16 protein-coding genes are annotated in these 14,595 nt (G+C 37.9%); 9 read left to right on the top strand and 7 right to left on the bottom strand.

All coding sequences use genetic code 11. From position 1 onward, the window contains the following. Positions 1 to 3 precede the first annotated feature (3 nt). From HV560_RS03670 to HV560_RS03660, 3 genes are all read left to right on the top strand, one after another. Positions 4 to 207 (top strand): hypothetical protein, encoded by a 204-nt coding sequence (locus HV560_RS03670; RefSeq protein WP_159629024.1) that lies wholly within the window; start codon positions 4 to 6, stop codon positions 205 to 207. A gap of 18 nt (positions 208 to 225) precedes the next feature. After that, entirely contained in the window at positions 226 to 1,449 is a 1,224-nt protein-coding gene (locus tag HV560_RS03665; protein WP_176807606.1) for a peptidoglycan DD-metalloendopeptidase family protein, read from the top strand. Between the two features lie 79 nt (positions 1,450 to 1,528). Further along, positions 1,529 to 2,104: a DNA-3-methyladenine glycosylase I gene (locus HV560_RS03660; protein WP_176812167.1), complete on the top strand. Its 576-nt coding sequence runs from the start codon at positions 1,529 to 1,531 to the stop codon at positions 2,102 to 2,104. A gap of 31 nt (positions 2,105 to 2,135) precedes the next feature. On the opposite strand, the gene acpP is transcribed toward HV560_RS03660, so the two are convergent. Beyond that, complete coding sequence (gene acpP / locus HV560_RS03655) at positions 2,136 to 2,366, bottom strand: acyl carrier protein (RefSeq protein ID WP_159629021.1); 231 nt, start codon at positions 2,364 to 2,366, stop codon at positions 2,136 to 2,138. A gap of 195 nt (positions 2,367 to 2,561) precedes the next feature. Beyond that, positions 2,562 to 3,239, bottom strand: a complete 678-nt coding sequence (gene rpe / locus HV560_RS03650) for a ribulose-phosphate 3-epimerase (protein ID WP_176807608.1) — start codon at positions 3,237 to 3,239, stop codon at positions 2,562 to 2,564. A gap of 219 nt (positions 3,240 to 3,458) precedes the next feature. Here rpe and HV560_RS03645 point away from each other — a divergent pair, with 219 nt between their 5' ends. The 5 genes from HV560_RS03645 (at position 3,459) to HV560_RS03625 (ending at position 6,473) form a co-directional block, all read left to right on the top strand. Next, positions 3,459 to 3,731: a type B 50S ribosomal protein L31 gene (locus HV560_RS03645; protein ID WP_159629019.1), complete on the top strand. Its 273-nt coding sequence runs from the start codon at positions 3,459 to 3,461 to the stop codon at positions 3,729 to 3,731. A gap of 11 nt (positions 3,732 to 3,742) precedes the next feature. Continuing rightward, a complete protein-coding gene (ykgO, locus tag HV560_RS03640) occupies positions 3,743 to 3,868 on the top strand; it encodes a type B 50S ribosomal protein L36 (protein ID WP_025218041.1) in 126 nt (41 codons plus the stop codon). A 236-nt stretch (positions 3,869 to 4,104) separates the two neighbouring features. After that, entirely contained in the window at positions 4,105 to 4,878 is a 774-nt protein-coding gene (locus tag HV560_RS03635) for an amino acid ABC transporter substrate-binding protein (RefSeq protein WP_159629018.1), read from the top strand. Between the two features lie 101 nt (positions 4,879 to 4,979). Further along, positions 4,980 to 5,696: an amino acid ABC transporter permease gene (locus tag HV560_RS03630; protein ID WP_176812166.1), complete on the top strand. Its 717-nt coding sequence runs from the start codon at positions 4,980 to 4,982 to the stop codon at positions 5,694 to 5,696. A gap of 24 nt (positions 5,697 to 5,720) precedes the next feature. Continuing rightward, positions 5,721 to 6,473: an amino acid ABC transporter ATP-binding protein gene (locus HV560_RS03625; RefSeq protein WP_176807611.1), complete on the top strand. Its 753-nt coding sequence runs from the start codon at positions 5,721 to 5,723 to the stop codon at positions 6,471 to 6,473. Positions 6,474 to 6,607: 134 nt separating this feature from the next. On the opposite strand, the gene HV560_RS03620 is transcribed toward HV560_RS03625, so the two are convergent. The 5 genes from HV560_RS03620 to HV560_RS03600 form a co-directional block, all read right to left on the bottom strand. Beyond that, a complete protein-coding gene (locus tag HV560_RS03620) occupies positions 6,608 to 7,141 on the bottom strand; it encodes a YggT family protein (RefSeq protein ID WP_176812165.1) in 534 nt (177 codons plus the stop codon). A 105-nt stretch (positions 7,142 to 7,246) separates the two neighbouring features. Next, positions 7,247 to 7,588, bottom strand: a complete 342-nt coding sequence (locus HV560_RS03615; protein ID WP_159629014.1) for a YggL family protein — start codon at positions 7,586 to 7,588, stop codon at positions 7,247 to 7,249. A 27-nt stretch (positions 7,589 to 7,615) separates the two neighbouring features. Beyond that, positions 7,616 to 8,365, bottom strand: coding sequence for a tRNA (guanosine(46)-N7)-methyltransferase TrmB (gene trmB / locus HV560_RS03610; protein ID WP_176812164.1), 750 nt, complete (start codon positions 8,363 to 8,365; stop codon positions 7,616 to 7,618). A 9-nt stretch (positions 8,366 to 8,374) separates the two neighbouring features. Then, entirely contained in the window at positions 8,375 to 9,325 is a 951-nt protein-coding gene (locus HV560_RS03605; protein WP_176812163.1) for a beta-ketoacyl-ACP synthase III, read from the bottom strand. 127 nt (positions 9,326 to 9,452) lie between these two features. Beyond that, entirely contained in the window at positions 9,453 to 10,226 is a 774-nt protein-coding gene (locus HV560_RS03600; protein ID WP_176812162.1) for a D-hexose-6-phosphate mutarotase, read from the bottom strand. A gap of 158 nt (positions 10,227 to 10,384) precedes the next feature. On the opposite strand from HV560_RS03600, the gene HV560_RS03595 reads away from it, so the two are divergent. Next, on the top strand, positions 10,385 to 14,581 hold the full coding sequence (locus HV560_RS03595) for a S6 family peptidase (RefSeq protein WP_176809575.1): 4,197 nt from the start codon (positions 10,385 to 10,387) through the stop codon (positions 14,579 to 14,581). The last annotated feature ends 14 nt before the right edge of the window (positions 14,582 to 14,595 follow it).

The raw sequence follows: 14,595 nt of genomic DNA, 5'->3' as shown, positions 1-14,595 counted from the left end.
GGAATGAAGAAATCACACTTATTTTTTACAATTTATTGTGCATTTCTGACCGCTTGCGGAGCAGGCTCAAAACAGGAGCAAGTTGATGATCCTAACCTGTTACCTTCAGGTACGTTAGAGCCCGTTGCAGCATCAGGTGCAAGCAAAGATAGTTATAGCTGGCCGTCAGATATTAAATCAACCTCTATGCCTGATACGATGAAATAATTTTAGGATAACCATTTAATGAAAAAGCAATTTATTCTTTTACCTTTAGTCTCCACGATTTTAACTGCCTGCTCCTCTAGCAATCCTGCGCCTGTAGTGAATGCTTCAGGCAATAATGAACTTAGTCCAGGCATAATGCAACCTGTAGACACTAATATGGGAGCAATTAACTCAAATGGTGGCTGGCAATCTGATATTCGATCAGCGCCAATGCCAAGTTCAATGAATACGCCTGTACAAACGACTCCTCAGCCCGTAATTAAAGAACAGCCACCACAGCCAACAACCACAACGAAAATCGTTAAAAAAACGAAAACCGTAGAGAAAAAAGTAGATCAGGATTTTAAGATCCCACGAGATGCCAATAATGCCCCGATGTATAACCAAATTCAAAAAGGGTTCTATGATGGCTCAACTTACACGGTTCGCAAAGGCGATACTATGTTCCTCATTGCTTATATTGTTGGCAAAGATGTAAAAGAAATCGCAGCCCTGAATAATATGAAAGAACCTTATCAATTAAATATTGGGCAAAAAATTAAAACGGGTAAATCAGCCACCGAAACTATCACTGTTGAGGAAAAAGTCACCGTACCTGTTGAGCCGCAAATTACATATCAGCAAGGTGCAAATGGCACAACTTATGCTTCTGATGGCAATATTACAGGCCCAGTTAAAGCAGAAGTTGGCAATGTGGAAACACCCGTTACCGCCGATAAAGGCATTCAAGCAACCGCTGGCACAACTCTAGAACAAACAGCCTCTGCCAACCCAGCAAGCTCGGTAGAAAATCGTACCGCTTCAACGATCCGTGCAACCACGGCGACGGCAAACCCATCATCTACAAATACTACCGCAATTCCTACCTCATCAATTAAATGGCAATGGCCAACGAATGGCCGTGTTATTTCGGGCTTCTCATCAACGGAAGGCGGTAATAAAGGTTTAGATATCGCAGGCACGAAAGGTCAAGATGTAAATGCGGCGGCGGCGGGTAAAGTCGTCTATGCAGGCAACGCATTACAAGGTTATGGTAACTTAATTATCATCAAGCACACCGATGATTTCTTAAGTGCTTATGCACATAACAATACTATTGATGTTGATGAACAAGACATTATTCAAGCAGGTCAGAAAATTGCAACTTTAGGCAGCACCGGCACAAATACCAACAAGCTTCACTTTGAAATTCGCTACAAAGGCAAGTCTGTCGATCCTACTCGTTATCTACCCCAAAAATAATGGCAATATTTTAACGTTTTTAGACCGCTTGTATTCTTTAATTGATTACAAGCGGTTAATTTTTATCGGAATTTTACAAATGACAAAAACTATGCGTTGTAATTGGTGCGAAACAAGTGATATTTATATGAAATATCACGATGACGAGTGGGGAAAACCCGAGTTTGACAGCCTAAAACTGTTTGAAAAAATTTGTCTTGAAGGACAACAAGCAGGGCTTTCTTGGATTACGGTATTAAAAAAACGCGAGGCCTATCGCCAAGCATTTCATCAGTTTGATCCTTTAAAAATCGCACAAATGACAAAAACAGATCTCGACCAATTAATGCAAAATACAGGTTTAATTCGCCATCGGAAAAAACTAGAAGCGATTGTACAAAATGCAAAAGCCTACCTTACAATGCAGGAAAATAGTGAAGATTTTAGTGAATTTATTTGGGGATTTGTTCATCATCAACCACAAATTAATGATGTACCAACACTTCACACTATTCCTGCTAAAACAGCAACATCGAAAGCAATGTCCCAAGCGTTGAAAAAAAGAGGATTTGTTTTTGTAGGCGAAACCACTTGCTACGCATTTATGCAATCTATGGGATTAGTTGATGATCATCTAAATGACTGCATTTCTAAAGGAAGTAAAGATAAAAACTAGGCGACCAATGGTCGCCTAATATTAACTCAAATTATTGATTGCTTTGAACGTAATCAATCGCTGATTGAACTGTAGTAATTTTTTCAGCTTCTTCATCTGGAATTTCAATATCGAATTCTTCTTCTAAAGCCATTACTAATTCAACTGTATCTAAAGAGTCAGCACCTAAATCTTCAATGAATGAAGCTTCTGGTTTAACGTCTTCTGCTTTCGCGCCAAGTTGATCAACAATGATTTTTTTTACGCGTTCTTCAATGCTCATTTTGTTTTTCCTATAGTGAATATCGCATAAGTGCGAGAGTTAATTAGTGTAATTGAAATAATTTTTGATACAACCTTTTTATAAAAAGGTCAAACCAGACTACTTCAACACACAAGAATAAAACATTATATGTTTCGCCATTCTATCATTATGTTTGCCTTTAATCCATAGCGAGAATTCAAATTTCCAATGTGATTAACTAACTTTAGCTAATTCACTTCTCATTTGCTCAATCACAACTTGGTAGTTAGGCTGGTCAAAAATAGCTGAACCCGCTACAAACATATCTGCACCAGCTGCTGCAATTTCCGCAATGTTATTGACTTTTACACCGCCATCAACCTCTAATCGAATGTTATAACCACTCTCATCAATATAGTGGCGTACTGCACGCAATTTATCCAAAGTTGATGGAATAAAAGATTGCCCACCAAAACCTGGATTCACTGACATCAATAAAATCACATCCACTTTATCCATCACATAATCCAAATAGTGTAAAGGCGTTGCAGGATTAAAAACCAAGCCCGATTTACAACCTAAATCACGCACAAGCTGTAAATTACGATCGATATGCTCTGTTGCCTCAGGATGGAACGTAATATAATCTGCCCCTGCTTTTGCGAAATCGGCAATTAAACGCTCAACGGGTTTTACCATTAAATGTACATCTATCGGACACTGAATACCATAATCTCTCAATGCTTGACAGATAGCCGGACCGAACGTCAAGTTCGGCACATAGTGATTATCCATTACATCAAAATGAATTAAATCAGCACCCGCTTTTAGCACATCTACCACATCGTCGCCCAATCTAGCCAAATCTGCTGATAAAATAGAAGGAGCAATCAAATAAGGATTTTTGCTCATATTTCCTCACAATTTAAAAAACTGCTATTAGATTACCATAATTCTAAAAGTGAAAAACAGATCTAAATCTAAAAATTGGCTTTCTTTCCTTTCTCAAAGAGATGTTGAAAATTCCATAAAAAAGTTATGGAATTAAAGTTGAATTTCATATAACATATATTCCATAATTTAATTATGGCTATATAATCTATCTTAGATCAACATTCTGGAGAAAATATTATGAAAAAAGGGATTCACCCTGAAAATTATCGCGAAGTGCTATTTTATGATGCCTCTGTACAACAAGGCTGGGTTATCCGCTCTTGTGCCTCAACTAACAAAACAATGGTATGGGAAGATGGGAAAGAGTATCCACTTTACACCTTAGATACTTCATCAGCCTCACACCCTGTTTACACAGGTAAACGTCGTGAAGTAAATAACGAAGGGCGTGCAAGTCAATTTAAAGATAGATTTAAAGGCTTTGCATCCACACTTTCAAATAAAAAATAGAAGTAAAGAAAATGAAAATTTTAAACTCATTAAAATCTGCAAAGACACGCCACCCTGATTGTCAAATTGTCAGACGAAAAGGTAAACTATATGTGATCTGCAAAACCAATCCGAGATTTAAAGCTCGCCAACGTTAAAATATCCGCACCCAATCTGTGAAATTCACCCACGATTAGGGTGCGATTTTTTATAACCAAATATTTCCAATAACGAACTTTATTCGTCATTTTCTTCATTATTCTCTACCTCTGACTCCCGTTTAGGCTAAATAAACCATTTTCTTCTTTCTTATTCGATTTAGTTATTTGTAAGCGGTCAATTTTCCCTTTAAATTTGCAAAACATCAGTTTTATCTATGGAAAAGGGGTTTATTATGTTTAAAAAATTATCAGTTACCGCATTAGCACTTACGCTTTCTATCTCTACCTTTGCTAAAGATAGTCTACTTGAGCGTATCAATAACAAAGGCACAATTACCGTTGGGACAGAAGGAACTTATGCACCTTATACTTACCACGATGAGAAAGGTAAATTAACAGGCTATGACGTGGAAGTTACCAGGGCGGTTGCAGAGAAGTTAGGGGTAAAAGTTGAATTCAAAGAAACGCAATGGGACGCAATGTTAGCTGGCTTAAAAAGCGAACGTTTTGACTTAGTCGCAAACCAAGTGGCATTAACTAGCCCAGAACGTCAAGCAACATTTGATAAATCGGAACCATATAGCTGGGACGGTGCAGCATTATTAGTGCGTGAAGACGAAACCAAAATCAAAACACCCGATGATGTGAAAGGTGTGAAAACAGCACAAACTTTAAGTTCTAATTACGGTGAATTAGCTCGTGAAAGTGGTGCAGATATTGTTCCAATTGACGGTATGGCACAAGGTTTGCTATTAATCCAACAAAAGCGTGCTGATGCAACCTTCAATAGCCATCTATCGCTATTAGATTATCTGAAAAAGAACCCAAATTCAGGCTTGAAAATCGTTTGGGAAAAAGCAGAAAAAGTTGGTGCTGGCTTAGTTGCTAACAAGGGCAATAATGAAGCATTAGTAAAAATCAATGAAGCGATCGTAGCATTACGAGAAGATGGCACACTAAAAAAATTAAGCGAACAGTTTTTCGGTAAAGATATTAGTGTACAATAATCCATATTGAATTTGGTTGGGGCGGATTCGCCCCTTTTGTTTTTTTAAGTTTTAAATCAGCCTGCTACCTGAAAAAGTAAGGACGATTTTAGGTTTTTTAGATGTTAAACGATCTGTTACTCTCTATTCCCTTTATGACTCAAGCCCGTGTAGATTTAGTACTCAGTGGCTTCTGGCCAATGGTAAAAGCTGCATTTTTGGTCTCTATTCCGCTGGCGATTGCCTCATTTATCATCGGTATGCTTATTGCAGTGAGCGTAGCATTGGTACGAATTAGCCCTTCTACAAGCATTTTACACAGCCTACTACTTTTGTTTGTAAAAAGCTATATCTCGATTATTCGAGGCACACCTATGTTGGTACAGATCTGTATCGTATTTTACGGCTTACCTGCGATTGGCATTTTTATCGATCCTATTCCAGCAGCAATTATAGGCTTCTCGCTGAACATTGGTGCTTATGGTTCAGAAACTATTCGTGCCTCAATTTTGTCTGTACCAAAAGGTCAATGGGAGGCAGGCTACACCATCGGTATGAGCTATATGCAAACTTTCCGCCGCATTATTGCTCCTCAAGCATTCCGAGTTGCCGTTCCACCTTTAAGCAATTCTTTTATTGGACTATTTAAAGATACCTCACTTGCCTCAATCGTAACTGTAACTGAAATGTTCCGCGTTGCACAACAAGTGGCAAATATGTCGTATGATTTTTTACCCGTTTATATTGAAGCTGCAATTATCTACTGGTGCTTCTGTTGGGTGCTATTCTTAATTCAGGCAAAATTAGAAGTTCGCTTTAACCGCTTCGTAGCAAAGTAAAATAAGGCGAAGTAAGGGAAAACTATGATAAAAATCCGTAATATTCACAAAACCTTCGGGCAAAATACTATTTTGCGAGGCATTGATTTAGATATTCAAAAAGGGCAAGTGGTGGTCATTCTGGGCCCATCTGGCTCAGGAAAAACAACTTTTCTACGCTGTTTAAATGCCTTAGAAATGCCAGAACAAGGCACCATAACATTTACCGATAATACGCCGCTAGTAGTTGATTTTGCGAAAAAACCAAGTAAAAAAGATATTTTAGCACTACGGCGTAAATCAGGTATGGTATTCCAAAACTATAACCTCTTCCCACACAAAACCTCTCTGGAAAATGTGATGGAAGGCCCTGTCTTTGTACAACAACAAGCGGTCGAAATTGCTAAACAAAATGCAAAACGCTTACTCGCAAAAGTTGGGCTATCAGATAAAGCTGATCTCTACCCATTCCAGTTATCTGGCGGACAACAACAGCGAGTCGGTATTGCTCGTGCATTAGCCATTCAGCCAGATTTAATGCTATTTGATGAGCCCACTTCCGCCCTTGATCCTGAATTAGTGCAAGATGTATTAAACACAATGAAAGAACTGGCCAATGAAGGCTGGACAATGGTTGTAGTTACCCACGAAATAAAATTTGCCCTTGATGTCGCAGATATCGTTGTGGTAATGGATGGCGGTGAAATTGTCGAACAAGCCTCACCACAACAATTATTTAAAAACCCACAACACGAGCGAACAAAACGTTTCCTACATCAAATTCGTGCGGATAAATAAAGTAAAATGTCGCCAAAGTAGCGTTTTTATCAAAATGTGATGTGCACTACATTACTCAATAAAAAATCAAGGGCTAATTCTAATTAATAACTAGAATTAGCCCTTAAATAACGTATAAATCTTAATGTTTTAATTTAAGCTGCAGCCCATAGCCCGCCAAAAATTTGATAGAACAAACTGTTTAACAGTAATAATCCGAAACCTAAAATCATTACAGAGAAATCTAACACACCTGTTCTTGGTAAAAATTTACGAATAATGCCTAAAACAGGTTCGGTAATTTGGGCAATTGTATAATCTAGCGGATGATTTCCCTGGGTTACCCAACTCATTAATGCTCGGATTAAAGTCGTGAAAAAGAGAATTTGTCCAAAGGTTTTCACTAAACTTAATAATCCAATTAAAACAGCTCTCGGCACATCAACACCAAATAAAATAAACTGCAAGGCAACTAAAGTTGCCGCAATGAAAAGCGCAGGAAAGCAGATATTTCTGACCGTTGGAATAAGCTTTCCAACGGGAAAAACGAAAGGCTCCGTCATTTTAAGTAAGGTTTGCGAAATAGGCAAACGTGGATCAACTCGGCAAAATTGTAGCCAAGTTCTTAAGACTAAAATAAAACTAAGGAAACCAACAATTAACGAAATAACAGGGGCTAAAAATTCCATCTATTTATCTCTTTTATACTTTAGTTAAAAAAACAAGCGGTCGTTTTTAAGAAAAAATTGGCAAATTTTCAGAAAAATATGACCGCTTGTATCTGTATAAATTAATTAAGCTTGTGCTGGGTAATCCCACCAGATATCAAATAACTCGCTTACTTGAACATTTTGTAAGCCGTTGTTTTCTAACCAAGTTTTAACTAATTGGCGGTGAGATTCATCACATTTGCCTAATTTTTCTAAGCAGATTAAACCTTCCCAATTTAAGTAGCCGTTTGCTTCTAACGCTAGGCCGTTTGGTCTAATCACCTCATCAATGAAACGATCAACAGTTTCATCAATTTGATCAATACCTGTGCTTTCAGCAAAGCTGAATTTAATTAAAAAACCTAGCTCTTGGTATTCGCCCAAGTGCATTTTTTTACGCTGACGTGCATTACGCTGAACTGCCATTTTTTCTCTCCTCTATTAAGTAAACTGTCACTCTTTTTTAATAAAATATAGATCCCATACACTATGACCAAGCTTGTGTCCTCGCTCTTCAAACTTAGTTAAAGGACGGAAATCTGGACGTGGTATAAAATCATTCGTTGCTGATGTATTTTGCAATTTATCGTCAAATTGGCGTAATACCTCAAGCATATGCTCAGCGTAATTTTCCCAATCTGTTGCAAAATGAATAAAGCCATTCGGGCCCAATTTCTGAATAACTTTTGTGATAAACTCAGGCTGAACAATACGACGCTTGTGGTGTTTTGCCTTCTGCCAAGGGTCTGGAAAATAGAGCTGTAGACCACCCAATGAGCCATCTGCGATACTATCTCGTAGAATTTCAGTTGCATCGTGGCAAATCACCCTTAAATTTTTTATTCCTTTTTCTAAAGCGTAAGCAATACAAGCACCAACACCTGGTGTGTGAACTTCAATCCCAATATAGTTTCGCAACGGATTTTGTGCTGCCATTTCCACAAGCGATTTGCCCATACCAAAACCAATTTCTAGCACAACAGGATTATTATTACCAAAAATCTGCTCAAAATCAAAAGGCGTTGGTTGATAATCTAGCCCTAAATTAGCCCAATTATTATTCATCATATCACGCTGATAATCGCTTAAACGACCTGTACGTAACACAAAACTACGCACTTTTCTTAAATAACGACCATCTTCGGTAAACTCAGCCTGTTCCACTGTTTTACGTTTTTTATCTGCAAAGGTTTGTTGTTCCATTCTATCGCCTTAAAACTTAACTAATGCAGAACCCCAAGTCCAACCGCCACCGAAAGCCTCGAGGAGTAATAATTGACCACGTTTTATGCGGCCATCACGCACGGCTTCATCAAGTGCAACAGGCACTGTTGCCGCACTGGTATTCGCGTATTTATCCAAGGTGACAACGACTTGATTCATTTCCATCTCTAATTTTTTCGCTGTGGCGGTAATAATGCGTAAATTTGCTTGATGTGGAATAAGCCAATCCAGATCTGACTTTTGTAAATTATTTGCTTCTAAGGTTTCTTCTACTACACTTGAAAGCTGGTTCACTGCAATTTTAAAAGTTGAATTGCCTTGCATTTCAATAAAGCCTGAACGCTCTTCACCTCGTTTTTGACTTTTTAACGTAAGATTATTTTCTAAATCTGGCGAAGCGTGTAAGTGGGTTGAAATAACCCCCTGCTCTTCACTTGCTTCTAAAATGATTGCACCCGCTCCATCACCAAATAATACAACTGTGCTACGGTCCGTTTCGTCTAGCATTCTGGAATTGATGTCTGAACCAATGACTAACGCTTTTTTTACTTGTCCATTACGCATAAATTGATCGGCAATGCTTAACGCATATACAAACCCCGTACAAGCTGCTGCCACATCAAACGCAATAGCATCTTGAATGTTCAGTAAACCTTGAATTTGGCACGCCGCACTCGGGAAAGCGTGCGAATTGGTGGTAGTTCCCACCACAATTAAACCAATTTCATTAGCATCCATTTTTGCCATTTCTAAGGCTTGTTGAGCTGCTTTCGCCCCCATTGTAGCAACAGTTTCCTCAGCTGTGGCAATACGGCGTTCACGAATGCCTGAACGAGTAACAATCCACTCATCAGACGTATCCACCATTTTTTCTAAATCAGCATTGGTGCGTATCTGGCTTGGTAAATAGCTTCCCGTTGCTAAAATTTTGCTGTTCATATATTTGATTATTCTCAATCGATTAAAATAGTAATCCGCCATTATAGCTTGAAAATGTAGAAATACATAGACTTAACAAGCGGTCGTTTTTTGCAAATTTTTTACTAAAAACAACCGCTTGCAAAACTTATTGAATAGCAATTTTGACGCTTACCACTTCGTTTGGCTGGAGTAATGTATTCAACCGCGCAGTTTCTACACAAACCATTTTTTGATAGGCGTTTTCGCTCATTCCGCTTGTTGATTTATGCCAAGGGTTCCACAAAACTGTTTCCGTTGCATTATTATGCTCAATCACAATTGATCTCTGATAGACAGAGTCTTGAATCACATTTGTTGGTCTAGCGGCATAAATACAATCTATATTTTTATCTATACGGCGGGGAGAAGGCACATCAACTTCTTGATTCGTTAATTTATCAAAACAACGCGTTGGCAAACCTTGCACTTCCACGTTTTCAATATCACCAATATTAAAATAAGAGTGCAAAGCAAGTTGTGCTGGTTCTGGATCTAAATGGGTAAAATATAACTCACAAGTTTCGCCTAACATCATTTCCATTTTCGCTTTATTCTCTAAGGAGAATACTAAACGGACATTTTCATCAGAACAAGTATGCTCAACTAAACACCATTCTTGAATGCGAGCGGTGCCGTGAGCAGGCTCTTTTATTGAACCAAACCACGGATAACAAATTGGTATACCGCCACGAATCGCAGAGCCAATTCTAAACGATTCTATCTCACTTAACCACAGTACATCTTGCTCTGCATTATACGGCTGCCAACTTAGCAATTGTGCGCCTTGTAATGCAATTTTAGCTTTGCATTTATTGTGATTAACTTCTAGCACGTCTAATTCATTATATTTGATTAATTTTAATGGATTGCTCAAGTTCATAATTTATTCCTTTGATGACTAAAATAATTGAAAGCAAACACCAAATGAAACTTGGTAGTATAAATTTATATAAAGAGGTAAGACTGCTTGCCAAACTATCAGTTATAAGACAGAATAGCCAGAATTTTTTATTACTTATAAGGATAAACTTCTCATTTATGAAGACCAAAACATTTACTCGTTCTTATCTTGCTTCTTTTGTAACAATCGTATTAAGTTTACCTGCTGTAGCATCTGTTGTACGTAATGATGTGGACTATCAATACTTCCGCGATTTTGCCGAAAATAAAGGACCATTTTCAGTTGGTTCAATGAATATTGATATTAAAGACAACAATGGACAACTTGTAGGCACGATGCTTCATAATTTACCAATGGTTGATTTTAGTGCTATGGTAAGAGGTGGATATTCTACTTTAATTGCACCACAATATTTAGTTAGTGTTGCACATAATACTGGATATAAAAATGTTCAATTTGGCGCTGCAGGTTATAACCCTGATTCACATCACTATACTTATAAAATTGTTGACCGCAATGATTATGAAAAGGTTCAAGGAGGGTTGCACCCAGACTATCATACTCCTCGATTAAATAAATTAGTAACAGAAGTTGTGCCTGCCGCAGTTACCAATGCAGGTACATCTATTAAACCCTACTTAAATGAAGAACGCTTCCCTATGTTTCTTCGTGCTGGTTCAGGGACACAAGCGCTAAGAGGAAAAGAAAGTAATAAAACAACTGGAATCGCTGGTGCTTATGAATACCTTACAGGCGGTACCACATTACAATTATCTAAAAGCTCCCCTGATCACTGGTTAGATTATTCAAGTAACCTTTATCAAGTAAGCTATGGACCACTTTCAACCTATGGATTACCTGGTGATAGTGGTTCAGGTTCTTACGCCTATGATATGAACGAAAAACGATGGGTATTAGTGGGTGTGCTCAATTTCTATAATGGTATGGATAATCAATTCAACCGCTCTGCGATTATCCGTAAAGATTTCCACGAGAAAAAATTTGCCGAAGATATTGCAGGAACAATCAATAATACCGTACAAAATGCACAATTCAATTGGACTGCTCAAGGTAAATCCAGCTCTCTTAGTCAATCAAATAATGTGCAAAAACTCAACGTTGATCTAAAAGATAGTAGCATTGCAAACCAAAACACTTCTCTGCCACAAGAAAATCACGGTAAAACCATTAATTTTAATGGTAAAGATGCAACTATTGTACTAAAACAGGATATTGACCAAGGTGCAGGTGCATTAAATCTGAACGCTAATCTCACTATTCGTCCTGAAACAGACCAAACTTGGCAAGGTGCAGGTATTATCGTCGGTAAAGATAAAAAAGTGAATTGGCAAGTAAAAAATCCACAAGGCGATCGTTTATCTAAACTCGGGGAAGGAACACTCTATGTAAATGGACGTGGACAGAATCTTGGCGATATCAGTGTAGGTGATGGTATTGTAATACTTAACCAGCAAGCCGATCACCAAGGAAGAAAACAGGCCTTTAATACAGTAGGAATCGTAAGTGGTCGCCCCACTGTTGTGCTAGGTAGTGCAGATCAAGTTAATCCCGATAATATTTACTTTGGATTTCGCGGAGGTCGTTTAGACCTAAACGGTAACAGCATCGCCTTTAAACGTATTCAAAACAGCGATAAACATGCTCGTATTGTAAACCACAATCGCGATCACATTTCTACCTTAATAATACAAGGTCAAGATCCTCTCACTAGTAATGATCTTATATGGGGAAAATGGGCAAGTAATAGCCCAGCAGACATTTACGAATATACCAATCCTTATCAAAATAAACGCAAAGATTACTTCCGTCTGAAAGGTAATTCGAGAGTATATTATCCAACGAATGCTACAAGTAACGATCACTGGGAATTTCTTTCCAGTAACCGCGAGCAAGCAATACAGAAAATCCTAGATGCCAAAAACTTAAGACAGCGCTATGACACGTTTAATGGTTTTATAGGGGAAGATGCTTCCAATAAAACTAATGGGATATTAAATGTCGTGTTTGATACAAAAACAGAAGTAAATACAGAACAAGATAAATTAAAGAATATCTACACAATGTCGGGAGGATTTAACCTTAATGGTGAACTCACCGTTAAAGGTGGTACATTGTTGCTTTCTGGTCACCCAACGCCACACGCTTATGATATTAAGAATAAGCATGATGTTGTGCGTGAAAACGATTGGCAAGACAGCCATTTTACTGCTAAAAATATCACGGTAAATAAAATGGCACAACTCTATATCGGGAGAAATGTCAATGAAGTAAATAGTCACTTTACTGCGACTGATAAAGCCAAACTCAATTTAGGATTTATTAATCGTTCAACGCCAAGTTGCTATGATTCTGAATACACAGGCACTACACATTGTGAAGTGCAAGCGGTCATTTCCGATAATATTTTTGCAAATCTAGCAACAACCGCCATTAAAGGTAATGTTAAATTACAAAACCATAGCCAATTAAATTTAGGCAAAGCAAACCTCACTGGTTCTGTACAAGCTGATCAAACAACTCATATCACTTTAGCAAATCACAGTCACTGGTTAAACAATGGTACGAGCCAGATTGGGCATCTTACAATGGAAAAAGGGTCGATCCTTAGCCTAAACGATAAATTTGCTACCACGGAAATCCCAGTCCGATTCAACAAGATGATCATCCAAGGTAATCTAAAAGGTAATGGACGAATTAACTATACCGCAAATTTAGCCAAGGGCGAATCTGATCATCTCCAAGTTGACGGTATTGCTGAAGGAAATTTTGTCCTTGCCGTTAGAAATAGCACAGCTGAAGCAAATCCAAAAAGCTCATTAAACCTACTAAGCTTAAAAAATAGTAACCAAGAAGGCAATAAAGTTTCTATTTCTCTAGAAAATAATTATGTTGATCTAGGTACTTATCGTTATGTATTAGAAAATCGTAATCACAATTACCATTTATTTAATCCATTAATACCAAATTCAACCTCTAAAGAGATGAATGCTACATCTGTATCCTCTATTCCAAAAAAGGAATCTGTTACTAATGTTCCTACTTTAGATAAGAAAGAAACTGAACAAAATCTTACTCAACTACAAAAAGATTTTTCAGCACACCAATTAGAAAATCAAAAAGCAAAACAATCTATGATAAATGCTCAATCTGAGCTAAAACGACTCAATTCACAACTGAATGTATTGCAAAAATATGTGAATTCTCGTCGCTTAGGTTACTATACTCAGCAGGCAGTTTTAGAACAAATTGGCATTATTCAAAATAAAATTAAACAAACACAAACAATATTTAATGACGCTAATGCAACTGTAAAACTCACAGATCAAAAGCTAGAAGAAGCCAAATTAGCTCTAGGCTCTGTAAACGATCTTGTATTAATAAAAGCCTCTGCTCCAGCAATGCAAGCAACTAATCAAGATACGAGTATGATGAATATTATTCAAGCAGATTGGATAAGCCAATACGCTAACACAGCACTTTCTGAACTCTCGGCACAGGCTAATTCTGCTCTGCAAATCAGTAATAGCTTAGATCGCCAACTCTTCAAGCAAAGCGATAAATTCAACGTATGGAGCAGCGTCGAACATCAGAAAACCGAGCATAAATCAGATTTATACCGCCCGTATAAACAACAAACCAACCTGACCCAACTGGGCATACAAATGCCGATAGATAACGGTTTAATGTTTGGAGTTGCATTATCTAAAAACCACGCTAACGCGGAATTTAACGAGGGTGTAAACGGTAAATCGAATCTACTAATGGCAAGCCTATATGGTAAGTGGCAATCTCAACAAGGCACTTTTATCAGCCTTGATGGCAGCTACGGTAAAGCAAAAAACCAACTCTACCTATTTGGTGAAAACCACTTTACCCGCCGAATTTCCTCTATTGGTGCTAACATTGGACATCAATTTGACCTCGCAGGAGTTCAAATTCAGCCAACAATAGGAGCAAGATACTACCATTTCAGCGGCCAAGACTATACACTAGGAGGAGCGAAAATCAGCTCACCAAATACCCACTTTATGACATACCAAGCGGGACTAAAAGCTAGTAAAACCTTTTCATTGGATGACTGGAAAGTTGAACCAAGCATTACAACCCACTATGTGGATGCAAGTAACAAACGCTTAGCAGTAAACGTCAATAATAACAATATCAACCAACGTTTCGGTCGCTATCTGAAAACCGAAGCTGGTATCCGATTTGAACATAACGAATGGCAATTCGACTTACATACTGGTTTCATCAATGGCAACGAAATCAAAAAACAACGTTTTTCTGGTGTTAAGCTAGGATATAGCTGGTAAGAAATTAGCCCCTA

It is taken from the genome of Mannheimia pernigra, from assembly GCF_013377995.1.
Taxonomy (GTDB): domain Bacteria; phylum Pseudomonadota; class Gammaproteobacteria; order Enterobacterales; family Pasteurellaceae; genus Mannheimia; species Mannheimia pernigra.
Note: the sequence above shows the minus strand (reverse complement) of the source record. Positions and strands in the feature narration are given on the sequence as shown.

What these genes read in the sequence shown, in the direction of transcription:
- HV560_RS03670 (WP_159629024.1), top strand. Translation starts at nt 4, where the DNA reads ATGAAGAAATCACACTTATTTTTTACAATTTATTGTGCATTTCTGACC.
- HV560_RS03665 (WP_176807606.1), top strand. Translation starts at nt 226, where the DNA reads ATGAAAAAGCAATTTATTCTTTTACCTTTAGTCTCCACGATTTTAACT.
- HV560_RS03660 (WP_176812167.1), top strand. Translation starts at nt 1,529, where the DNA reads ATGACAAAAACTATGCGTTGTAATTGGTGCGAAACAAGTGATATTTAT.
- acpP (WP_159629021.1), bottom strand. Translation starts at nt 2,366, where the DNA reads ATGAGCATTGAAGAACGCGTAAAAAAAATCATTGTTGATCAACTTGGC.
- rpe (WP_176807608.1), bottom strand. Translation starts at nt 3,239, where the DNA reads ATGAGCAAAAATCCTTATTTGATTGCTCCTTCTATTTTATCAGCAGAT.
- HV560_RS03645 (WP_159629019.1), top strand. Translation starts at nt 3,459, where the DNA reads ATGAAAAAAGGGATTCACCCTGAAAATTATCGCGAAGTGCTATTTTAT.
- ykgO (WP_025218041.1), top strand. Translation starts at nt 3,743, where the DNA reads ATGAAAATTTTAAACTCATTAAAATCTGCAAAGACACGCCACCCTGAT.
- HV560_RS03635 (WP_159629018.1), top strand. Translation starts at nt 4,105, where the DNA reads ATGTTTAAAAAATTATCAGTTACCGCATTAGCACTTACGCTTTCTATC.
- HV560_RS03630 (WP_176812166.1), top strand. Translation starts at nt 4,980, where the DNA reads ATGTTAAACGATCTGTTACTCTCTATTCCCTTTATGACTCAAGCCCGT.
- HV560_RS03625 (WP_176807611.1), top strand. Translation starts at nt 5,721, where the DNA reads ATGATAAAAATCCGTAATATTCACAAAACCTTCGGGCAAAATACTATT.
- HV560_RS03620 (WP_176812165.1), bottom strand. Translation starts at nt 7,141, where the DNA reads ATGGAATTTTTAGCCCCTGTTATTTCGTTAATTGTTGGTTTCCTTAGT.
- HV560_RS03615 (WP_159629014.1), bottom strand. Translation starts at nt 7,588, where the DNA reads ATGGCAGTTCAGCGTAATGCACGTCAGCGTAAAAAAATGCACTTGGGC.
- trmB (WP_176812164.1), bottom strand. Translation starts at nt 8,365, where the DNA reads ATGGAACAACAAACCTTTGCAGATAAAAAACGTAAAACAGTGGAACAG.
- HV560_RS03605 (WP_176812163.1), bottom strand. Translation starts at nt 9,325, where the DNA reads ATGAACAGCAAAATTTTAGCAACGGGAAGCTATTTACCAAGCCAGATA.
- HV560_RS03600 (WP_176812162.1), bottom strand. Translation starts at nt 10,226, where the DNA reads ATGAACTTGAGCAATCCATTAAAATTAATCAAATATAATGAATTAGAC.
- HV560_RS03595 (WP_176809575.1), top strand. Translation starts at nt 10,385, where the DNA reads ATGAAGACCAAAACATTTACTCGTTCTTATCTTGCTTCTTTTGTAACA.